The organism is Nonomuraea sp. NPDC050310 (genome assembly GCF_040655795.1).
Lineage (GTDB): Bacteria > Actinomycetota > Actinomycetes > Streptosporangiales > Streptosporangiaceae > Nonomuraea.
Genome location: NZ_JBFAKP010000014.1, coordinates 26759 through 48516, shown reverse-complemented (window position 1 = coordinate 48516; position 21758 = coordinate 26759). Strand labels below are relative to the sequence as shown.

Genomic DNA, 21758 nt, shown 5'->3' with positions numbered 1-21758 from the left:
GGGTCATGGCACGGCCTTCACTGCTCGGCCGGGGCGGGCGGCTGCCCGGCGAGGGCGGGGAAGCGGGCCTTGATCGTCCGGGCGGCGTGCGCCCGCAGCCTCACCGCCGCGGCGTAGGCGCTCGCCGCCGGCGTCCTGGCGAACAGCAGGCGCTGGTTGTCGACGGCGACCGCGCCCCACTTGGCCTTGTGCGGCTCGCCGCCGCGCAACATGCTCACCTCGCGCAGCCCGCGCTCGTGCGCCTGGCCCAGCTCGTGCTGGACGATCATGGCGAAGGTGTCCACCTGGGTGCGCAGCCAGGGGTCGGTGCCGTAGAGGTAGCCGCCGGCGAAGTCGGTGCCGACGATGGAGAGGTTCGCCGCGACCAGCCGCTCACCCACCCTGAACTCGGTCAGCGCGGCCTGCCCCGCGCCCACGAGCCGGACCGCGGAGTGCACCAGGTGCTCGCGGAAACGCGGCCGCAGGTGCTCGGGGTTGATCCCGCGTCCCGACCACTGCAGGTTGTGCAGCCGCAGCAGCTCGTCCATGGCCGCGGGCACCTGCTCGGGCCGGACCGCGGTCGCCCGCACGCCCAGGTCGTCGATCTTGCGCAGGTGCCGGCGCAGCTTGCCCGCCGACCGGCCGCTCATCGCCGCCACCTGGTCCTTGAGCGGTACGGCAGGCATCGACAGGCAGCACGAGGCGGTCATCCGCCAGCCGTTCCGTGGCCAGCAGGCGTGCAACCGCTCCACCGTGGCGCCGGGCCGTACCTCGGGGAAGTCCATGGCGTCCCACCCGGGCACCCGCAGCAGCTCCTCGGCGGCGGCCGGCAGGAGCGTGCCGGACTCCTCGTCGTCCACGAGCACGTCGGTGAAGTCCGACAACGACTGGCCCAGCGGGCTCAGCACCCGGCAGCCCCAGCGCCAGGTGCGCACGAGCGGCAGCGCGGCCAGCAGTTGCTCCTGCCGGCGCAGCACCAGGACGCGCAGGCCGTGCCGCCGGCCGTACTGCTGCCACCAGGAGGCGAGCCAGGCGTGCGACTGGAACGGGGTGGCCGCGTTGCAGCGGGCGTAGAGGTCGTCCCAGGCGGGCCCGAGCGAGCGGAACTCGGCCGGGTCGGCGAGGAGGGTCGGGTACCAGCCGAGCGTGCTGCCGCGGCGGATGTCGGGCCTCATGCCTCGACCGGCCGCTTCTCCGAGCGCTCACGCGCGCGGGCGGCGGGCTCGTCGTGCGACTTGCGCCGCGACGGCGGGGCGACGAGGTAGAACAGCCCGCCGACCAGGAGCCCGGCGGCGCCGCCCACCGCGACGTTGATCAGCCGGTCCGGCCCTGAGGGTTCCTCGGGCGGCGCGGCCTGCGACAGGCTCGCGATGCGGACGCCGGTGTCGGCGGCGTGCAGCCCGGCGTAGGTGATCAGCGCCTGGGCCAGCGCGTTGGCCTGGAGGGAGGCCTGCGTGGGCTGGGGCGCGGTGGCGGTCAGGCTGATCAGCGGGGCGTCGGGCGAGGCCGAGACCCGCACCGACCGCTGGAGCTGGCCCACCGTCCGGGCGGGCAGGCCGGGCCGCAACGCGGTGGTCATGATGCCGGGCTGGGTGGCGATGCGGGTGAAGGCCTGGGCGAAGTTGGTGGTCTGCTCGATGTTGGAGCCGCTGCCGGCGACCACCACCACGTAGGCCTGGGCGGTGTAGACGCGCTCGGTGAGCGCGGTGTACAGCAGGCCCAGGCAGACGCCCATGATGACGGCGCAGCCTTGCGGCCACCACCGCCCGATGGCGGCCGATACCTTTCGGGTCAATCTCATCGTCGCTCTCCCAAAGCCGTCGTCGATCGGTGTCTCTGCTGGTGCAGGCGCAGGTACAGCTCTTCTATGCGGGTGACGTGGCGGTCGATGGCGTAGTGCTCGACCGCGTGCGGGGCGGGCAGCCGCGGCGTGCCCGAGGCGGCCAGTTCGCCGATGGCCTCGCGGTAGGCGGCGGGGTCGGCCGGCAGCCGGCGGGCGCCCGGCGCCGAACCGGGGGGCAGCTCGGCCAGGGCCGGGCACGCGCCGTGGAGCACGGGCAGCCCGGCGGCCAGGGCCTCGACGACGGCCAGGCCGAAGGTCTCCTCCTCCGAGGGGGCGGCGAAGACGTCCATGGCCGACAGGAGCGCGGGCACCTGGCTGGACTGGCCGGTGAGGATCATGCGGTGCGCGATGCCGAGCTCGCGGGCCCGCGCGACCAGCTTGGCCCGCTCCGGCCCGTCGCCGACCAGCAGCAGCACGGTGTCGGGCAGCGGGGCGACCGCCTCGAGCAGCACGTCGAAGCGCTTGCCGGGCTCCAGCCGGCCCACGCCGCCGACCACGGTGAGGTGCGGCGGGATGGTCAGCCGGCTGCGCGTGGTGGTCCGCGCGGCCGGGTCGAAGCGGAAGGCCCGCGGGTCGATGCCGTTGGGGATCACCTCGATCCGGTCGGCCGGCACGCCCCAGCGTTCGAGCCGCCGCGCGGCGGCCGAGGAGACCGCGACCGTCACGTGCCCGAGCCGTTCCCCGGCGCGGGCCAGGGTGCGGACCGAGCGGGTGATGGGCCGGCCCTCCAGGTGGTGGTCGCCGATGGAGTGCTCGGTGGCCACGATGGCGCTGACCCCGGCCAGCCGGGCGACCAACCGCCCGTACAGCCCGGCGCGGAACAGGTGGGCGTGGACCACGTCGTAGCCGCCCTCGCGGACCAGCCGCCACAGCGGGTTCAGCACCCGCAGGTCGCGGTTGCCGGACATGCCGAGGTGGTGGACCGGCACGCCCAGCTCGCGGATGGCCTGACTGATCAGCCCCGGCCTGGTCAGCGCGGCCACCTCGGCGGTGACGCGGTGGTGGGCGACCAGGTCGTGGAGCTGGCGTTCCGCGCCACCGGCCTCCAGGCCGGTGATGACGTGCAAGACCTTCATCGGCCCCACTTCCACTGGTGCAGGAGCCGCTTGGCGGTCACCCGGAGCCAGCGGTCGCGCTCGCCGATGTGCGTGCGCGGCAGGCAGTGGGGATCGGCGGCCGGCGGCTTGATCCCGCAGGCGTAGCCGTAGCCGGCGGCCCGCACGGCCTCGACCGCGTCGGCGTCGGCGTGCCCGTAGGGATAGGCCAGGCCGGTGACCTCCTCGCCGAGGATGGCCTCCAGCTCGGCCCGGCTCGCCTTGACCTCGTGGTGCAGCTCGGGCGCCGGGGCGCCGGCCAGCGAGCGGTGCGTGCGGGTGTGCGAGCCGACCTCCATGCCGTGCGCGGCGACCTCGCGCAACTGCGCGGCGGTCATCAGCGGCTTGCGCGGGCCCAGCGGGTCCCAGTCGTTGTCGCCGCCGAGCCGTCCGGTGACCGCGAACACGGTGGCGGTGAAGCCGTGCCTGAGCAGGATGGGTACGGCATGCACCGCGAAGTCGGCATAGCCGTCGTCGAAGGTGAGCCCGACCAGCCGCCCCGCCTGCCCGGCCCGCTGGGCGCGGAGCAGCTCGCGCATGCTCACGCCGCGCAGGCCGCGCCGTACGAGCCACGTCATCTGGGCGGCGAACCGCTGCGGCTTGACCGTGATGAGGTACGGATCCTCGTCGAACTGGTCGACCGAGTGGTACATCAGCACTTGCTGCCGGGTGGGACTGACCATCACGCTCCCCCTTCGCGTAGCCTCAGCGCCGAACTGAGATCCCGTCTTGAACCGGCGAGCAGCGCCGCGAGCACGAAGACCGCCGTGGTGAAGAGCGCCTCGACCGGGACGAGGACGATCAGCGGCAGGTCCGGCGCGAACGGGCGCAGCGACAAGGACAGGCCGGCGGCGAGCGCGCCGGCCATGAGGAACCGCAGGCTGGACCACGCCAGCGCGCCCATGGGCAGCACCAGCAGCGGCTTCCTGAGCCCGCCCAGCAGCAGGCCCGCGGTCAGCGTGATGCCCGCGGCGTTCGCCAGCGCGACCCCGCCGACGCCGAGCGGCCCGGCCAGCAGCGGGGCGGCGACGCCGGTCACGACCAGGCCGGCCACCATCGCCAGCGCGGGGTACCAGCCGGGGCGCGGTGCGCAGAAGAAGATCCGGCACACCACGCCGACCACGGCCTGCCCGAGCAGCCCCAGGCAGTACAGCCGCATGCTCCACGCGGTCGCCTCGGTGTCGGCGGCGGTGAACGCGCCGTGCTCCAGCAGCAGCCGCACCACGTCGGGCGCGTGCGCGACGAGGATGGCGGTGGACAGCACCACGATCACCGTGGCCACCCGCAGGTCGGCCAGCACCCGCCGGGCGGCGGCCTCGTCGTCCCGCGCGGCGATGCTGCGCGCCAGCGCGGGGAAGGTGACGGTGGCCACGATGAGCGAGGCGATCATCGGCACCTGCGCGATCTTCTGCGCGTAGTTGAGGTGGGAGATCGAGCCCGGCGGCAGCGAGGAGGCGACGAACCGCTCCACGAAGACCTGCGCCTGCCGGATGAGGGTGAAGGCGGCGATCGGCACGAAGACCGCCCACGACAACGAGGAGGCGGCCGCCCGCACCGGCCGGCCGATGTGCCGGAACAGGGCCGGGAGCTGGATCAGCGCCATGAACACCCCGCCCACCGCCACGCCGCAGGCCACCGAGAAGATGCCCCAGCCGGCATGGCCGAGGCCGATGGCGGCGATGATGGCCGCGTTGTAGGCCAGGTAGATCGCGGCCGGCGGGCCGAAGATCTTCTGCGTGCGCAGCGCCGCGCTGCAGTAGCCGGCCACCCCGAAGCCCAGCACGGTGATCGCGGTGATCTGCATGCAGCGCACGGCCAGGTCGTGCTCGCGGATCCCCGGAGCCAGGCCGGGCGCGATCCAGGGAGCCGCCAGCGCGGTGATCGCGGTCAGCGCCATCAGCGCGAGCACGGCCTTCGGCAGCGCCGACCAGACCGCGTCACGCAGCGACGTGCCTCGTTCGACCTCGCGGCTGAAGTGCGGGATGAGCAGGAACGACAGCGCGCCCTCGATCAGCAGGGGCGCGGCGGTCTCCGGGATGGTCCAGGCCACCATGAAGGCGTCGGTCCCGGCGCTGGCGCCGAAGACCCCGGCGACCAGCAGGTCGCGGATGAAGCCCGAGGCCGAGCCGGCGATCGTCAGCACCATGGTCACCCCGGTGGCGCGGGCGACCACCCCCCGCTCGCGTCGGGGGGCCGATCTGCGGGAGTTGAGCAGGGTCATACCGTGGTCGCCCCACAGGTTGGTCGGGCGGCGCCGGATCTCGGGCCTTCGGAGCCGGTGGCCCAGGAGACGAGCAGGCCCAGCATGATCGACATGATCACCGTGGGGGCGCCGCCGATGTCGGCGTAGACGAAGTCGGTGAGCTGCCAGACCAGGAAGCCGGCCGCGCACAGGGCCGCCGCCCGGGAGGGGCCGGAGCGGGTGCGGATGCCCCGCCGTACCGACCAGATGATCAGGGCCGCCCAGAACAGCACGAAGGCCGACAGGCCGAGGAGGCCCTGCTCGCTCAGGACGAGCAGGTACATGTTGTGCGGGGAACGCAGCTCCTGGCGGTGGAAGCCGTTGACCGGGTCGGCGGTGTCGCTGCTGGCCGAGACGTGCAGCGGCGCGTAGGTGTCACGGAACTCGGCGAAGCCGCGCGGCCCGACGCCCAGGGCGGGCCGGTCGGCCCACATCGTGACCGCCGTCTCCCAGAGGCCGTAGCGGTCGTTGACCGACTGGTCGGGCTGGGAGGAGACGTCGGCGATGGAGGCGGCGCGCTGCTTGAGCGTCGTCGAGCCCCAGCCGGTGGCGAACATCAGGAGCACGACCAGCGCCCCGGCCGAGACCAGGGCCAGCACCTTGCGCCAGCCGGAGAGCACGACCATCACCGCGCCGGCCACGAAGCAGGCCAGCCACGCGCCCCGGCTGAGCGACAGCACGAGCGCGGCGACCAGCAGGACCGAGGCGAGCACCGCGAGGATCCGGCCCCGCCCGCGCATCGAAAGCGCGATGGCCAGGGCGATGATCAGGCCGTAGCTGACGACGGTGGCCATGCCCATGACGTCGACCGCGCCGAAGGTGCCGACCGCCCGGATGTCCTGCCCGCCGTAGGAGGCGCCGGTGCCGGTCGCGGCCTGCCAGCAACCGAGTACGGCCTGCACCAGGGCGGCGGCGAGCACGGAGCCGGCCACCAGCCACCGGTCGGTGCGATCACGCACCACCACGGCCACGGCGAGCGGGATGACCACGAAGATCTGCAGGAAGCGGACGAACCCCGGCAGGGCGGCGAAGACCTCGGGCGAGGCGATCGTCGCGGCGGCGACCGCCACGGCCGGCAGCGCCAGGAGCAACACCCGGCGCGGCAGCCGGCGCCGCTCGCGCAGCGCGACGACCGCCGCGCCCAGGGCCAGGCCGCCCGAGGCCAGGTCGGCGGGGGTGACGGTGAACGCGGCGTCGAGCTCGGCGCGTTGCTGGGGGGCGCACACGGCGGCGATGGCCAGCACGGCCAGCAGGCTGGGCCGCGCCCAGCGGGCACGTGGCGGCGCCGGGGCGGCCCGGCGTGGCTCGGCGTCGAGCACTACGCGCCGCCCAGCCGCAGGACGCAGCCGACGGTCCGGAGCGCGATCCGCAGGTCGAGGCCGAAGGACCAGGCCTCGATGTAGTAGTTGTCCAGGCGGGCGCGCTCCTCGATGGAGGTGTCGCCGCGCAGGCCGTGCACCTGCGCCCAGCCGGTGATGCCGACCGGGACGCGGTGGCGGCGGTCGTAGTGCTCGACCTGGCGGGAGAACTGCTCGACGAAGAAGGGCCGCTCGGGACGCGGGCCGACCAGGCTCATCTGCCCGATGACGACGTTCCAGAGCTGCGGCAGCTCGTCGAGCGAGGTCTTGCGCAGGAAGCCGGCGATCGGACCGCTGATCCGGTTCTCGCCGACGGTCCAGCGGGTGGCCGAGTCGTGCGGGCTGCACGGCTTGAGCGTGCGGATCTTCAGCATGTCGAAGGGCCGGCCGTTCATGCCGACGCGCCGCTGGCGGAAGAGCACGCCGGGGCCGCCCTCGATGCGCGCGGCCAGCAGGCAGAGCAGCAGCACGGGGGACAGGGCCAGCAGCGCGAGCGACGCGATCGCCGAGTCCATCACCCGCTTGACCAGCCATAGCGGGCGCTGCTGGGCGCGGGGGCGCATCGGGACCAGCGGGAAGCTGTGCAGGTGCCGGTCGGGGACGACGAAGTCGTGGGCGAGGTCGTCGGGTGCGGGCGCGAACAGCACGTCGCAGCCGGTCTGGCTGATCTGCTGGAGCAACGTGCGGGAGATCGGCGGCCGGCCGGCCACGATCACCGTGCGGACGGCCGAGCGCCGGAGCATCGGGACGCACGTGTCGAAGGTGGCCAGTAGCGGCAGGTCGTGGTCGTCCTCGCAGCCGGGCAGGCCGTCGCCGATCAGCCCGACCGGCTCGACCCGGTACTCCGGGTGCTGGAGCAGGGCCTTGGCCAGCCGCGCGCCGTGCTGTCCCGAGGACAGCACCACCGCCTGGCGCGGCGCCCGGCACCGCGCCACCAGCCGTCCGGCCACCTGCCACACCGCGGTCAGCAGCCAGCCGAGCGCGGCGTACGCGGCTCCGGCCGCCAGCCATGTCACCGAGGGCGGCGGCGGGGCCGCGGCGAACCACCAGGCCTCCAGCATGAAGGTCACCAGTCCCGCCACCGGCGCGACCGCGGCCCGCCGCCCGAGTACGGCCCGCAACCCCCAGGCCAGCACCACCGCCGCGACGAGGTTGGTCACCGTCCAGCCGGACAGCGCCGCGGCGGCCGGCAGGCACAGGGCCTCCCGGCCCAGCCCGGCGAGCGCGGTGGCCGGACCGCGCAGCGACAACGGCCGTCGCCCCGGCCCGGGCGCGGGGGAGTGCTGCACAGGGGCCGTCGTCGCGCGTTCGGCTGTCGGTTCGCTCGTCCCAACAGCTACGGCCATCTGTTGCCTCCAAGATCGCGGTCGCACACGGCGCTGCCGGAATCGGGTCTCGGCAGGGTGGGAGTCGTGGGTGGGTGCTGGTGCTCGGCGGGGTGCGATGGAGCGCAAGAATGGTGTTCATTCCGCCCCAGAACGTGGAGATGGTATCGGCGCGAGTAGCGCTTTCCGCTGGTGGACGACTCGTGCGGCGGCCAGGCATGGGCAAATCTTTCGGCAGCGCCCCGATCTTTGAATTAGGCGTGCCTTGCTGAATACCGCCCGTGCGTTGTGTTGCCGCGAACCCGGACAAGTCTCCGGTACCCGGCAGGCCCGCTCTATTGGTAGCCATCGCGACATGCCGCACCCGGATGACCGGCTGATACGTGCTTCGCCGATGAATGTCCGCATTATGCCGCGTAGGAGGTCCGTGCGGGCGACGCAATCTTCGTGTGCTATTAACCGGTCGTCGATGGCAAAGCCTGGGTCCCCTTAATCTAAGAGCGATGGTTGGCTGCGAACGGGCAGTGATACAACCTTTCTCAGTAGCTCGGCTGCGATAGCGCTTTGTGTGGTGTCCACGGCGCGCGTATCGCGGCTTTCGGAGTAATCGGCGCGCAGGTCATGCGAATTCGCGCCGCGTCCGATCACAGGCCCGAAAGGCAATCATGAATCGTGTAATCAAAAGCACTGCCATGGCAATGGCGTGCCTGGGAATGGCTGCTGCCCTGGCCGGTCCGGCCATGGCCGCCCCGGCCGGGTCCGACCCGCTCGGCGGCCTCCTCGGCAGCGCCACCAAGCAGGGCGGCGGCGGTGGCGGTGGCCAGAGCCCGCTGCAGGCGCTCACCGGCCCGCTGCAGTCGCTGACCTCCGGCGGTCAGAGCCCGCTGAGCAGCGTCACCCGCCCGCTCCAGGGCGCCGGTCCGCTCCAGGGCGCCGGCCGCCCGGTCCAGGCGCCCGCCGCGGTCGAGGCGCCCGCCGAGATCATGCCGCAGAGCGCGCCCGTCGCCGACCCGCCCCTCACCCAGGCGGTCCAGTTCGCCGGCCTGACCCCCGGCGGCACCCCCGTCGCGGCGCTGACCGGCGCGGCCTCCGCCCCGCTGGCCTTCACCAAGATGAACAGCAAGCGCGTCATGACGGTGGAGTACCAGCCGAGCGAGTTCCCGAGCGTCGTCGGTGAGGTCGCCAACCGCTCCGACCGCGTCCTGCACGGCCCGGGCCTGGGACAGGTCACCGAGTCCGTCCTGCCGCGCGTCATCGACCGGACGGCCGTCGAGACCGAGCCCATGTCCGCTTCGGTCTCCCAGGCAGCGAGCGGTGTCGACACCGAGGACCTGCTGGTCGGCCCGACAGAGGCGGTTCGCCACACCCTGCCGGAAGAGGTCGCCGCCGAGCTGGACCCCGTGCTGGGCGCCCCGTTGACGCAGCAGCACGCCGCTCGGGCGGGTGACGTCCCCCTCGACGGGATCGCCCCGCTCGTCGAAGGCCCTCTCTCCTCCGCGCCGGCTCTGCCCGGCACCGGGGGCGCCCCCGCCGTTCTGCAGGACACCCTGGAGAACGCCGGTGGGACCTCCCAGGCCCTGACGAAGCTCACGCCGAGCCTCTAGCCCGGCCCCGGCCTGAGCGCGACCGCTTTGGTCGCGCGGGCCTCCGCAAGTCTCGTGGACGGAGCTGGCTGGCTCCGGTCTCTGAGTCCTGACGCCCGGTACTCCGGCGGGGCCTCGGCCCCAGTGCCCCCGGTACGACCGTGGCGCTCGCCACCCGAAGCTTCCTGAACCCCCGTCCGGCGAACGGTGCCTTCGCCGGGTGTGGACCTCGGGAACGGGACGGCTTTCAGGAAGATCCGCCGGTCGACGGGCCGGCGGCGGATGATCACGCAGACCACCGGGCGCAGTGATGGTGCCCGCTTCACCGTCGCCCGGGGTCTCGTGTCCGTCCAGGTACAGGAAGATCGTCCATTTCGTGGGATCTCGTATACCGCTCCACAGGTGAGAAGGCGCTCGGCCGGCGGGTATTGCCGATCAAGGGCCGATGCCCCTGAGTGCGGGCGATCCACCGGGAGCGGACGGCATGCGATTCACCTTCAACGGCACCATCCTGGCCATGACGCTTCTGGCCGTGACCTGGCTGCACCCGCCCGGCGTCCTGGCCGCCGGCGAGACCGACCCGGCGGAACGCCTGTCCTCAGCCGGTCAGAGCTTCTCGGTCGATCTGACCTCCGCCGGTGAGAGCCAGCACAACATCGACCACACCACGCGCGGCCTGCGCCTGCCCGCCCTGCCCGTTGACCTCGCCGGGGAAGAGGGCGCCCGCCACGGCTTCTACGTGAGCGCGGCCTTCGGGACCACCGCCCCCACCCACCGGGTCCGTCCGGTCCTGTCGGCGCAGATCCCGCCCGGCAGCGACGTCCTGGTCGAGATCCGTGGCCAGACCGCCACGAACCGCTGGACCGAGTGGCGTGAGTTCGCCCGCGACGCCCCCGAGGTCGTCCTGCCGAGGTCCGTCGTGCGGCTCCAGGCGCGCATCACCCTGGAGCGCCACACCGCGTCCGGCCCCGGCCCCGAGGTGCACAGCCTGCGCCTCCTCGTCGACCCCGCCCGCACCGGACCCACTCCTGGGCCCAGTGCTGTACCCACCCCCACGGCCACCCCCACGGCCACCCCCACGGCCACCCCCACGGCCACCCCCACGCCCCAAGTCGCCCCCGACCTGCCGCTGACCAGCCGGGTCTACGCCACCCGCATCGGCCAGATCGGCGACAAGACCGCCAACGGCCACACCATCCGCAGCACCGACCGTTTCGCCGCCCTCCCGTCGCGCCGCGCGCTCAACGCCGGAATTCGCGACAAGGCGTACGAGGTCAAGATCTGCTACGCCGCGACCAGCCGTTGCGCCACCGCGCCCATTTGGGATGTCGGCCCGTGGAATATCCGCGACGATTATTGGAACGGTCCCCATGTCCGCGAGATGTGGCGCGATCTTCCGCAAGGAAAACCGCAAGCTCAGGCCGCCTATTTGGACGGCTACAACCAGCGCCGCGACGACCGCTCCCGCCAGGTGCGCAACCCGGCCGGCATCGACCTCGCCGACCGCCTCTTCCTGGACGACCTGGGGATGACCACCAACGACTGGGTCATGGTCACCTACCTCTGGACGGGCGACGACGAAGCGCTCGTCTAACCGCCCTGTACGGCCAGCACTCCCCAAAGAGATCGCAAAGCCGGCCGTCCGCCCCCGCCGGACGTTCTAGCGTTGCTGCGTGGCCCCCCAGCCATACCTGGACGGCCTGTTGCCGCCAGAAGGGAGCCCGGTGCCGCGCCGGGCTCCCTCTTCTTTTGCCCAGGGCCCGCCGCGCCGGCAGAGGTGTCGGCGAGGTGGCTCCCAGGTGTCGTAATCGCGACATGTCAGACAAATGGCAGGTCTGAGCGCTGGCGGCTCGCCCGTCCCATCGCTCACCCTCGTGTCCACAGGTTGTTGATGCGAGAGGTCTGCCCCCCATGCACTGGTCCGCACATGTGGCGGCGGTGGGAGTTTCCACCGCCGCCCTGCTGAGTCCCGCGCCGGTCGCGGTGGCCGAGGCGGCGCAAGCCGCACCCTTCGACGTGCACCGCGTGACGCTGGTCACCGGCGACGTGGTGACCGTACGGCAGGCGGACCAGGGCCGGCGAGCGGTGGAGGTGCGACCGGGCCCGGGCCGCGAGCGGATGGGCTTCCACACCACCGAGGAGGACGGGGAGCTCCGCGTCGTACCGGTGGACATGGTCCCGCACCTGGCCGCCAAGCGCCTGGACCCGGCCCTGTTCGCGGTCAGCGACCTGATCGAGCAGGGCTACGACGACGCGAAGACCAGCAAGCTGCCGCTGCTGCTGCTCAACGAGAGCAAGGGCGAGAGCTTCGCCGCCGCCTCGGGCACGCCGCTGCCGAGCATCGGCGGGCGCGCGGTCCAGGCCGACAAGGCCACGATCGGCAAGCTGTGGAACCCCTCCGCCCTCAGCCAGGGCGCGGCCAGGATCTGGCTCGACGCCAAGGTCAAGGTCGCACTCGACCACAGCGTCCCCCAGGTGGGCGCGCCCGAGGCGTGGCGGGCGGGCTTCGACGGCAAGGGCGTGAAGGTCGCCGTCCTGGACACCGGCGTGGACGCCACCCACCCGGACCTCGCCGGGCGGGTCAAGCAGGCGGAGGTGTTCACCGGCGAGCCCAGCGCGGCCGACGGCAACGGGCACGGCACGCACGTCGCCGCCACGATCGCGGGCGGCGACGGTAAGAAGGGCGTCGCACCGGGCGCCGAACTGATCATCGGCAAGGTGCTCGGCGACGACGGCTCGGGCAGCACCTCCGGCGTCATCCAGGGCATGGAGTGGGCCGCCGCCTCGGGCGCCTCGGTGATCAACATGAGCCTGGGCGGCGAGGCCACCGACGGCACCGACCCGCTCAGCCAGGCGGTCGACTCCCTGACCGAGAGCACGGGCGCGCTGTTCGTGGTCGCCGCAGGCAACGACGGCCAGTCCTACTCGGTGGGCAGCCCCGGCGCGGCCACCTCCGCGCTGACGGTCGGCGCGGTGGACCGCAACGACGCCGTCGCCGACTTCTCCAGCCGCGGCCCGCGCCTCGACGACGCCCCCAAGCCGGACCTCACCGCGCCGGGCGTCGCGATCGTGGCGGCCCGCGCGGCGGGGACGTCGATGGGCCAGCCGGTGGACGAGCGCTACACCGCCGCGTCCGGCACCTCGATGGCCACCCCGCACGTGGCGGGCGCCGCCGCGATCCTCAAGCAGCGCCACCCCGACTGGCGGGCCGACCAGATCAAGAACGCGCTGATCGGTTCCGCCCGGATCGTGGACGGCCAGCTCGTCGACGACGCCGGCGCGGGCCGGCTCGACGTGGCCCGCGCGCTGCGCCAGGGCGTGACCGCGACCGGTTCGGTCAACCTCGGCAAGCACGAGAAGGGCGGCTCGACCGCCGCCGAGGGCACGATCGCCTACCGCAACGGCACCGACGCCCCGATCACCCTCGCGCTGTCCAGCACCCTGCAGGGCGTGGCGCTCAGCGCGCCGAGCGTCACCGTCCCGGCCGGCGGCACCGCCGAGGTGCAGGTCCGGGCCGACCTGGCCGCCCTGCCCTACGGCCGGTACGGCGGGCACGTCGTGGCCACCGCGGGCGCCGAGACCGTGCACACCACGATCGCGCTCACCTGGACCGGCCCCCAGCACACCGTCCGCTTCACCGCAGTCGACGCGGCGGGCAACCCGACCGGCGCGGACACCATCTCGATGTTCGGCGCCACCCGCCTGGACGACCTGCTCACCTGGCTGCCGCAGGACGGTCTGACCGTGGAGGTCGCCGAGGGCACCTACATGACCCAGGTGCTCAACCTGGCCGGCGGCTGGGGCCGCATGCACCCGCGGGACGGCCTGGTCGTCATCCCGGAGCTGAAGGTCGATCGCGACATGGAGGTGCTGATCGACTTCCGCAAGACCACCCCGGTCACGGTCAAGGTGAGCGAGCCGGCCGAGCAGGTCGGCATCTTCACCTACTTCACCCACCGGGCCTACGGCTCGCGCAAGATCTCCCAGGGCGTCATGAACTTCGACGTCATCGAGGGCCTCAACGTCTCGCCCACGCAGCCGGTCGCCGAGGGCAGCTTCGAGTTCGCCTCCCGCTGGCAGCTCGTCAAGCCCAAGATCACCGCGAAGCTGGCGGGGGAGACCTACCCGATGGGCCTGTGGGGCGGCTCGCCCGCGGTCGACGGCCGGCACCTGTGGCGGCTCGTCGAGGGCACCAGCGGCGTACGGGGCAAGACCGCGATCCTCGACGCAGCCACCATGAACTGGGAGGATCCCGCGGGCGAGGCGGCCAAGGCGGGCGCGACCTCGGCGATCATCGTGCTGACCCCGGACAGCGCGTTCTCCCGCGGCTGGAACCCGGCCAACATCCACCAGCCCATCCCGCTCCTGGTCATGGCGAACGACCACGGGCAGCGGCTGCTGGAGCGGGTCAGGAAGGGCCGGGCCCTGCTCGACGTCACCGGCACGATGGCTTCGCCGTACCTCTACGACGTGTGGCAGGTCTCCAGCGGCCGGGTGCCGGAGCGGATCGTGCACGAGGTCAGCCACCGCAACACCGCGCGGGTCGACACCAGGTACCACGACGCGGGCGGCTTCGGCTGGGCCAAGGAGCAGCGTTTCGGCTGGCGGCCGTGGCAGGCGTTCTCGCTGGGCAACACGATGGAGACGCAGCGGGTCGTCAAGGCGCCCTCCAGCCGCACCGAGTACGTCAGTGCGGACGGCTCCGTCTGGCAGCACCTGGTCAACCACCAGTACACCTGGGACGACATGAACCGGCTGCGCGACGGCCTGACCGAGGCGCCGCGCAGCTACCAGCCGGGCGAGCGGGTCAGCGAGGGCTGGCACGGCCCGGTCGTCCGGCCGGCGATCCCCGCCTGGCTGGCGCAGCCCACCCGCAAGGACGACACCTTCGACATCCGCGTCCCCGAGTTCGTGGACGCCTCCGGCCACGTCTCCCGGGCGGGCGTCGACAACGACACCGTCTCGGCCCGGTTCCTGCGGAACGGGGTGCTCGTCGAGGAGCGCGACGCCGCCTGGGGCGCCTTCCCGGCGGTCGCCGAGGAGGCGGAGTACCGCCTGGAGCTGTCCACCAAGCGCACCTCGGAGGAGTGGACGACCGCGGTGGCGACCGAGACCGCCTGGACCTTCCGCTCCAAGCGGGGCCAGGAGGCGGTGCCGCTGCTGCAGCTCGACTACGACGTCCGGCCGGGCCTGCTCGGCCTCGCCGTCCGGCACCTGCCGGGCGTCAGCGTCAAGGACCTGCGGCTGGAGGTGTCCTACGACGCCGGCGCGACCTGGCGCCGGCAGCCGGTGCACCGGCTCGGCGACGGCCGCTACACCGCGATCGTGCTGCGCTCCGGCCCGTCGCTGCGGGTCAGCGCCACCGACTCGGCCGGCAACCGGGTCACCCAGACGGTGATCAGGGCGTACTGATCGTCACAGCCAGTTCTCGCGCGCGGCGTGCCAGGCCAGTTGCATCCTGGTCTGGGCGCCCGCCTGTTCCATCAGGTGGGTGATGCGGCGCTGGACGGTCCGTTGCGACACCTTGAGCTGGGTCGCGATGGACTTGTCCGGCACCCCCGCGACCAGCAGCGACAGCAGGTAGAGGTGGTCGGCGTCGAGCGGGCTGTCCGGCCGGGTGAGGCTGACCGGGGTGGCCCGCTCCCACAGGCTCTCGAACAGCGCCTTGAGCGCGTCGAGCAGGCTGCTGGGCCGGATGAGCGCGGCGGTGAGCTGGGTCAGTCCGCCGGTGTGCTGGACCAGCGGGAGCACGCCGAGCTCGCCGTCCGCGATGATCATGCGGACCGGCAGCTCGGCCGCCGCCCGGGCCTGCTCACCGAGCTTGATGCCCTCGGCCAGGTTGACCAGCATGCCCGGCTCCTCCAGCAGCGCCCGCTCGTACAGCACGCGGTAGCCGACCCCGCGGCGCAGCGCGGCGAGCTCCTCGGTGTTCTCCTCCGAGGTCATCGCCACGTGCCCGGCCCGGCAGAGGCTGACCACCTCGTGCCGGGCGTTGTCCTGGAGCAGCCGCAGTTGCTCGCGCAGCGCGGTCCTGCTGGTGATCACCTCGATGAGCTGGGTCGCCTCGCGCCGCCGCGAGTGCGCCAGGTACTCGGCGGTGAGCTGCTCGACCGCCTGCCGGGCCCGGTCGACCTCCTCCTGCCGGCGGTGCAACCGGGCCGCCAGCGCCACGTCCGGCGCGACGGCCACGAACCGCTCCTCACCCGGTACGGCTCGCGCCAGCCCCTTGGCCAGCAGGGCGGCCAGCGCGTGCCGGGCGCTCTCGCTCTCGATGCCGAGGACCTCCGCCAGTTCGGCCGGCTCGACCCCGGCGCTCCTGATCAGGAGCCGGTAGGCGGCCTCCTCCTCGGCGGTCAGTCCTGCGGCGCTGAGCAAGGTCGTGCTTTGGGGTAGTTTGCCCGGTAAGTCGAGATCACCGGGCCATTCTAGAGACCGCCGCCGCGGCCGCGGGGAACGGCACCGGCGAGGAGGCCCCCGTCACCAGCCGCTTCGGCTGTCCGGTGCCGTCGGCGGGCACCGACCAGACGTCGCCGGCCCTGCCGTACAGGACGGTCTTGGTGTCCAGCCACGCCGCCTGGTCGTCCACGTTGGCCGGCTCGCCCAGCGGGGTCTGCCGCATGGTGGCCAGGTCGAGGACGTGCAGCCGCCAGTCGCCGCCGGGCATGCGCTTCTTGAAGGCCAGCCGGGTGCCGTCCGGCGACAGCGACGGGCACTCGACGTTCTGCGCCAGCGTCTTGGCCCGCCAGTTCGCGTAGTCGCCCTCCACCAGGTAGGTGCGGCCCTTGGTGGAGACGGTGGCGTAGAAGCGGTTGTCGTCGGCGGCGAAGCTGACGCCCCAGTAGTTGACGTCGACCGAGTAGTACCGCTTGCCGTCCAGGAAGAGCGGGATCTCCTCCATGTTCGTGACCAGGTAGCCGGTCTTGGTGTCGAGGATCCCGGTCCAGGTGGAGAAGCCGCCGCTGTTGTAGGAGTCGCCGGTGACGAAGACGGTCCAGGAGATCATCCGGCCGCTGGCCGAGACGCGGGCCCGGCTGGGGATGCCGGCGATCCGCACCCGCCGCACCTCGCGCATGTTCCGGTCGAGGACGAGCGCGAAGGTCTTCGGCACCGCGCCCGGCTCGACGACCAGGCAGACGCCGGTGTCGGCGGCCCGGTAGAAGCGCTCGCAGCGGCGGTCCGTGCCGGTGATCAGCCCGGAGGCCGCGTCGCGCACCAGGAGGCCCTCCGGCGCCCCCGCCACCGGCCCGGAACGCCACCACGCGTACCCGGTCACCCCCAGGCCGAGCAGCAGCGCCGCCAGGCTGACGATCAGCACCCGTTTCATCCCAGCACCGTCCAAGCCAGACCGAAGAGGATCGAGGAGAGCATGCGCGCCACGGCCTGCCCGGTCTGGACCCACGCCAGCCCGCTGGCCCGCGTCGCGTCCGGCAGCAGCGGGCCGACCGCCGCCATCAGCACGCCGTCGGTGGCCGCGTAGAACAGCCCGAGCAGCACCAGCACCGCCAGCGGCGAGGCGTTGACCGCCAGCAGCACGTACAACAGGGCCAGCAGGCCGTGCCCGGCCAGGAAGACCCGCATCCGGCCGAACCGGTCGGCCAGCCGCCCGACCGGCACCGCCAGCAGCAGGTAGGCCAGGGCCGTGCCGAGCGGCAGCAGCGGGAAGAAGGCGGGCTCGACCCGGTCCTGGAGCAGCAGGTAAATGAAGGAGTCGCTGAGCGTGACCAGCCCGAACAGGCAGGCCAGCAGCAGGATGCGCCGGAAGCGGCGGTCGGTGGGCAGGCGCAGCGAGGGCCGCGGCGCCGGGGGCGGGGTGACCGTGGCCAGAGTGGCGACCGGCCCGGCGGGCACCGGGACCGGGACCCGCGCCGGAACCGCGTCGCGCACGTAGAGGACCAGCAGCACGACGCCGAGCGCGCCGAGCGCGAAGCTGGCCACGAAGACCAGGTCGTAGGCGCCGCCCAGGGCCAGGAGCCCGAAGGCGGCCAGCGGTCCGAGGAAGGCGCCGACGGTGTCCATGGCCCGGTGCACGCCGAAGGCCTGACCCTGCTGCCCCGGCTCGGCGCTGAGCGAGATCAGCGCGTCGCGCGGGGCGGTGCGCAGGCCCTTGCCCGCCCGGTCCACGGCGACCGCCGCGCCCAGGGCGGGCACCGAGGCGCCCGCCGCGAGCAGGCCGAGCCGTGACAGCGCCGACAGGCCGTAGCCGAGCCCGGCCACGAGCTTGCGCCGCTGCCAGCGGTCGGCCGCGTACCCCGAGGCCAGCCGTACCAGCGCGGTGACCCCGAAGTAGAGCCCGTCCACCAGCCCGAAGGCCAGCGGGCTGAGCCCCACCACGAGCACCAGGTAGTACGGCAGGACCGCGGTGACCATCTCGGAGGAGATGTCGGTGACCAGGCTCACCGCTCCCAGCGCGACCACGTTTCCGGGGACGGCCAGGAGCAGTCTGAGCCTGGTCAGTTTCGCGGTGGCGACGTACATCAGTGGCAGGAGTAGGTCGGGCTGGAGTCCTTGACCGAGCCGTCCAGGCCGATGAGCTGCGTCTGGAAGGAGTCGGTCCCGAGCGTCAGCTTGACCACGCCGTAGGTGTCGGTCAGCCGCTTGAGGCTGTTGGGCTGGACGTTCTCGATGGCGTACGGCGAGGCGCCGCCGGTGCCGCCGATGATCGACACGATGCCCTGGCTGTCGGAGCCGCCGTTGGCGTTCTGCGGGCCGAACCGCTCGTAGTGGTGGTCGTGCCCGCCCAGCACCAGGTCGGCGCGGGCGTCGTAGAGCGCCTGGAAGGTGGCCCTGGCGACCGGCTGGTTGCCGTGCTCGCCGGAGCTGTAGAGCGGGTGGTGCCAGTAGGCGGCGATGCACTTCTTGGTGTTCGCGGCCAGGTCGGCCTTCAGCCAGTTGAGCTGCGTGCTGCCGAAGTCGTTGGAGTCGAGCGCGACGAAGTGCCAGTTGCCGTGGTCGTAGCTGTAGTACGGCTTGCCGTTGGGGTAGGCGATGGCGCCGAAGTAGGACTTGTAGCCGGCCAGCGAGCCCGCGGGGTCGTAGGTCTCGTGGTTGCCGGGGGTGGGCCGGGTCTTGTTCTTGAACCTGCCCCACGTCTTGTCGTAGTAGTTGCGGAAGTCGGAGATCAGGGCGTCGTCGTACTGGTTGTCGCCCATGGTGATCACGAACTCGGGGTTCATCGACTCCACGAGGGTGGCGGTCTTCGGGTGGATGCAGGAGCTGGAGCTCGCGGTGCACTGCTGGGCGATGTCACCGGCCGCGGCCACGACGAAGCTGCTGCCGCCGCCGGTGTCGGGGGCGATGTCCAGCTTGTCGATGTTGGGTCCGCCGACCGAGCTGGTGGCGGTGGCCCGGATGGTGTTGGCGCCGGCGTTGAGCGTGACCGTGGCGCTCTGGACGGTCCAGTTGGTCCAGGCCCCGGTCGGCGGGAAGGTCAGGCTGGCGGCGTTGGAACCGTTGACCGTGACGGCGACCGGCCGGTTGCCGGTGGTGGAGTTGTTGGCGTAGCGGAAGTCGAGCCGGTGGGCCCCGGCCGCGGCCGCGGTCACCGTCCACTCGATGTAGCCGCCGGTGGTGTTGACGTAGTCGACGAAGCCGGTGCCGGTGTAGCCGGCGTGCTTGGTGTCGATGATCGCCTGGGAGATCGTGGCGTTCTCGGCCTGGTAGCTCGGGTCGGGGGTGGTGCCGCCCTCGCCGTAGACCTCCATCTCGTACAGGGAGTAGCCGTAGGAGGTGCCGCGGGCCGTGCCGTACATGCGGACGTAGCGGCCGGCGCCGCTGACGGTCACCTCGTCCACGCCGCCGTCGCCGGTGCTGGTGGAGTAGGCGTCGGTCCAGGAGGAGCCGTCGGCGGAGAGCTGGATCTTGTACGTCTTGCCGTACGCGGCCTCCCAGTTGAGCCGGACGCGGGTGATCTGGCGGCTGGCGCCCAGATCGACCTGGATCCACTGCGGGTCGCTGCCCTCCAGCGAGGCCCAGCGGCTGGAGGTGTCGCCGTCGAAGGCTTCGCCGGCTTCGAAGCCGGAGGCTTCGATCGAGGAGGCGGTCGCGGGCTTGCCCTGCGAGAGCAGGGTCTCCGCGGCGACGCCGTTGAGGCTGGGGAAGAGCAGGAACAGGGGTAACAGGAATCGTGTCATGAAGGTTCCCGGGGGTGCAGGCGGCGTGGACCTGAGGGCCGGGGCAGCTCGACAAGCTGAGCACGTCACGTCCGGAGGGACGCCGCGCCAAGCCCTTCACTGGGCATCATGCAAGCCCTGCCGGGGGGTGTCAAGAAAGTTAGGAAACGTTCCTAACCTCTTAAGCCGGCGGCAACCGCGCTCTGGCCAGGCGAAAGATTGGGCCTTGTATGGTTCGGTAAGGCCGCTTACTCTCCGCTGAGAGTTAGGAATGTTTCTTAACTAACCGGGAGTGTCCTCGTGAAACTCTTCATGGCCGTCGCCCTGGCGTTACCCCTGCTGGCCCCGGCCTCGGCCGACCCGCTGGTGTCGCGAGGCAAACCCGCGGCCGCCTCCTCCATCGAGGCCAGCGGCTTCGAGGCGGGCAAGGCGGTCGACGGCAGCACCACGACCCGCTGGGCCTCGCTCGAAGGCGTGGACCCGCAGTGGGTGCGCGTCGACCTCGGCTCGGCCCACACCATCAGCCGCGTCCGCCTCAACTGGGAGGCCGCGTACGGCAAGACCTACAAGATCCAGACGTCCAACGACGCGGCCACCTGGTCCGACGTCTACTCCACCAGCAGCGGCGACGGCGGCGTGGACGACCTGACCCTTTCCGGCGCCGGCCGCTACATCCGCATGTACGGCACGCAGCGCGGCACCCCCTACGGCTACTCCCTGTGGGAGTTCGACGTGTACGGCGCCCCCGCCGGCGGCGGCGACACCTCGCCCCCCACCGCCCCGGGCAACCTCCGCGCCACCGGCACCACCTCCTCGACGGTGAGCCTGGCCTGGGACGCCTCCTCCGACAACGTCGGCGTGAGCGGCTACACCGTCTTCCGCGGCGGCACCGAGGTCGCCACCGTCACCGGCACCAGCCACACCGACACCGGCCTGACCGCCTCGACCGCCTACGCCTACACCGTCCGCGCGAGGGACGCCGCGGGCAACCTCTCGCCGGTCAGCAACGGCGTCACCGCCACCACCCAGGCCGGCACCGGCGGGGTCGCGGTGCCCTTCGGCAGCCACACCCGGCCCTACGTGGCGGGCATGCTGAAGCCGACCGGCGGCCAGTCCGCCCTCGACGCCCAGGTGGTCGACTACTACAAGCGGTGGAAGGCCGCCTTCGTCCGGCAGAACTGCGGCAACGGCTGGTACCAGGTCTACTCCCCGGACGCCGACCACGACTACGTCGCCGAGGCCCAGGGCTACGGCATGGTGATCGTCGCGACCATGGCCGGAGCCGACCCGGACGCCAAGAAGATCTTCGACGGCCTGGTCAAGTGGAAGCTCGACCACCCCTCCTCGATCAACCCCGACCTGCTGGCCGCCGAGCAGAACAGCTCCTGCGTCAGCGTCAACGGCACCGACGCGGCCACCGACGGCGACATGGACGTGGCCTACGGCCTGCTCCTGGCCGACCAGCAGTGGGGCAGCTCCGGCGCCTACAACTACAAGCAGCTCGCGATCCGGCACATCAACGCCATCAAGAAGGACGAGGTCAACCCCTCGACCAACCTGATGAAGATGGGCGACTGGAGCACCCCGGGCGGCGAGCACTACTACATCAGCCGCACCTCCGACTGGATGGCCTCGCACTTCCGCGCCTTCAGGAAGGCCACTGGCGACTCCGCCTGGGACACCATCCGCAACGCCCACCAGAACCTGATCACCACGCTGCAGAACAACTTCGCCTCCAGCACCGGCCTGCTGCCCGACTTCGTCATCAACACCAACTCCACCCCGAAGCCGGCCGCCGGCGAGGTGCTGGAGTCGCCGAACGACGGCAACTACTACTGGAACGCCTGCCGGGTGCCGTGGCGGATCGGCGACGACGCGGTCACCAGCGGGGACGCCAAGTCCCTCGCCCAGGCCCGCAAGCTGAACACCTGGATCAAGAGCAAGACCGGCGGCGATCCCGGCAAGATCGCCATCGGGTACAAGCTGAACGGCACGCAGCTCGCCGGCGGCAGCTCGCCGGCCTACTTCGCGCCCTTCGCGGTCGCGGCGATGACCGACTCCGGCAGCCAGGCCTGGCTCGACGCGCTCTGGAACCGGATGGTCGCCACGCCCATCGACAGCAGCAGCTACTTCGCGGCCAGCATCCAGCTCCAGGTCATGATCACCGTCACGCACAACCACTGGGTGCCGTAGCTTGCCCTAGCTCCGTTGAACGGAGTACGTTG

The 21758-nt window shown here is 72.3% G+C and carries 15 protein-coding genes; 4 read left to right on the top strand and 11 right to left on the bottom strand.

Going from position 1 to position 21758, the window contains the following annotated elements; genetic code table 11:
* Nucleotides 1–17 precede the first annotated feature (17 nt).
* From AB0I67_RS28090 to AB0I67_RS28060, 7 genes are read right to left on the bottom strand one after another with little or no spacing between them, the layout of a single operon-like run.
* Nucleotides 18–1154 (bottom strand): GNAT family N-acetyltransferase, encoded by a 1137-nt coding sequence (locus AB0I67_RS28090; RefSeq protein ID WP_357929075.1) that lies wholly within the window; start codon nt 1152–1154, stop codon nt 18–20.
* Nucleotides 1151–1780 carry a hypothetical protein gene (locus AB0I67_RS28085; protein ID WP_357929073.1) on the bottom strand — a complete coding sequence of 210 codons (630 nt, stop codon included), beginning with the start codon at nt 1778–1780 and terminating at the stop codon, nt 1151–1153. The genes AB0I67_RS28090 and AB0I67_RS28085 overlap by 4 nt, the downstream gene beginning before the upstream one ends.
* Nucleotides 1777–2898: a glycosyltransferase gene (locus AB0I67_RS28080; RefSeq protein WP_357929072.1), complete on the bottom strand. Its 1122-nt coding sequence runs from the start codon at nt 2896–2898 to the stop codon at nt 1777–1779. The genes AB0I67_RS28085 and AB0I67_RS28080 overlap by 4 nt, the downstream gene beginning before the upstream one ends.
* Complete coding sequence (locus AB0I67_RS28075) at nt 2895–3599, bottom strand: polysaccharide deacetylase family protein (protein ID WP_357929069.1); 705 nt, start codon at nt 3597–3599, stop codon at nt 2895–2897. Before AB0I67_RS28075 ends, AB0I67_RS28080 begins: the two co-directional genes overlap by 4 nt.
* Nucleotides 3599–5137, bottom strand: coding sequence for a lipid II flippase MurJ (locus tag AB0I67_RS28070; RefSeq protein WP_357929066.1), 1539 nt, complete (start codon nt 5135–5137; stop codon nt 3599–3601). Before AB0I67_RS28070 ends, AB0I67_RS28075 begins: the two co-directional genes overlap by 1 nt.
* Nucleotides 5134–6477, bottom strand: a complete 1344-nt coding sequence (locus tag AB0I67_RS28065; RefSeq protein ID WP_357929063.1) for an O-antigen ligase family protein — start codon at nt 6475–6477, stop codon at nt 5134–5136. Before AB0I67_RS28065 ends, AB0I67_RS28070 begins: the two co-directional genes overlap by 4 nt.
* Entirely contained in the window at nt 6477–7805 is a 1329-nt protein-coding gene (locus AB0I67_RS28060) for an exopolysaccharide biosynthesis polyprenyl glycosylphosphotransferase (RefSeq protein ID WP_357929061.1), read from the bottom strand. The genes AB0I67_RS28065 and AB0I67_RS28060 overlap by 1 nt, the downstream gene beginning before the upstream one ends.
* Nucleotides 7806–8554: 749 nt before the next feature.
* Here AB0I67_RS28060 and AB0I67_RS28055 point away from each other — a divergent pair.
* The 3 genes from AB0I67_RS28055 to AB0I67_RS28045 all read left to right on the top strand — a co-directional run bounded on the left by AB0I67_RS28055 (nt 8555) and on the right by AB0I67_RS28045 (nt 14836).
* Complete coding sequence (locus AB0I67_RS28055) at nt 8555–9445, top strand: hypothetical protein (RefSeq protein ID WP_357929058.1); 891 nt, start codon at nt 8555–8557, stop codon at nt 9443–9445.
* A gap of 463 nt (nt 9446–9908) precedes the next feature.
* Nucleotides 9909–11018 (top strand): hypothetical protein, encoded by a 1110-nt coding sequence (locus tag AB0I67_RS28050; RefSeq protein WP_357929055.1) that lies wholly within the window; start codon nt 9909–9911, stop codon nt 11016–11018.
* Nucleotides 11019–11335: 317 nt separating this feature from the next.
* Nucleotides 11336–14836 (top strand): S8 family peptidase, encoded by a 3501-nt coding sequence (locus tag AB0I67_RS28045; RefSeq protein ID WP_357929052.1) that lies wholly within the window; start codon nt 11336–11338, stop codon nt 14834–14836.
* A 3-nt stretch (nt 14837–14839) separates the two neighbouring features.
* Here the strand turns inward: AB0I67_RS28045 and AB0I67_RS28040 are convergent, their stop codons facing one another.
* From AB0I67_RS28040 to AB0I67_RS28025, 4 genes are read right to left on the bottom strand one after another with little or no spacing between them, the layout of a single operon-like run.
* Nucleotides 14840–15799 carry a helix-turn-helix domain-containing protein gene (locus tag AB0I67_RS28040; RefSeq protein WP_357929049.1) on the bottom strand — a complete coding sequence of 320 codons (960 nt, stop codon included), beginning with the start codon at nt 15797–15799 and terminating at the stop codon, nt 14840–14842.
* Nucleotides 15800–15836: 37 nt separating this feature from the next.
* Nucleotides 15837–16748 carry a hypothetical protein gene (locus tag AB0I67_RS28035; protein ID WP_357929046.1) on the bottom strand — a complete coding sequence of 304 codons (912 nt, stop codon included), beginning with the start codon at nt 16746–16748 and terminating at the stop codon, nt 15837–15839.
* Complete coding sequence (locus AB0I67_RS28030; protein WP_357929043.1) at nt 16745–17899, bottom strand: MFS transporter; 1155 nt, start codon at nt 17897–17899, stop codon at nt 16745–16747. Before AB0I67_RS28030 ends, AB0I67_RS28035 begins: the two co-directional genes overlap by 4 nt.
* The gene (locus AB0I67_RS28025) at nt 17899–19554 is read right to left on the bottom strand and encodes a discoidin domain-containing protein (protein WP_357929041.1); all 1656 of its coding nucleotides are present in this window, start codon (nt 19552–19554) and stop codon (nt 17899–17901) included. Before AB0I67_RS28025 ends, AB0I67_RS28030 begins: the two co-directional genes overlap by 1 nt.
* Before the next feature lie 279 nt (nt 19555–19833).
* On the opposite strand from AB0I67_RS28025, the gene AB0I67_RS28020 reads away from it, so the two are divergent.
* Nucleotides 19834–21726 (top strand): glycosyl hydrolase family 8, encoded by a 1893-nt coding sequence (locus AB0I67_RS28020; RefSeq protein WP_357929038.1) that lies wholly within the window; start codon nt 19834–19836, stop codon nt 21724–21726.
* Nucleotides 21727–21758 lie beyond the last annotated feature (32 nt).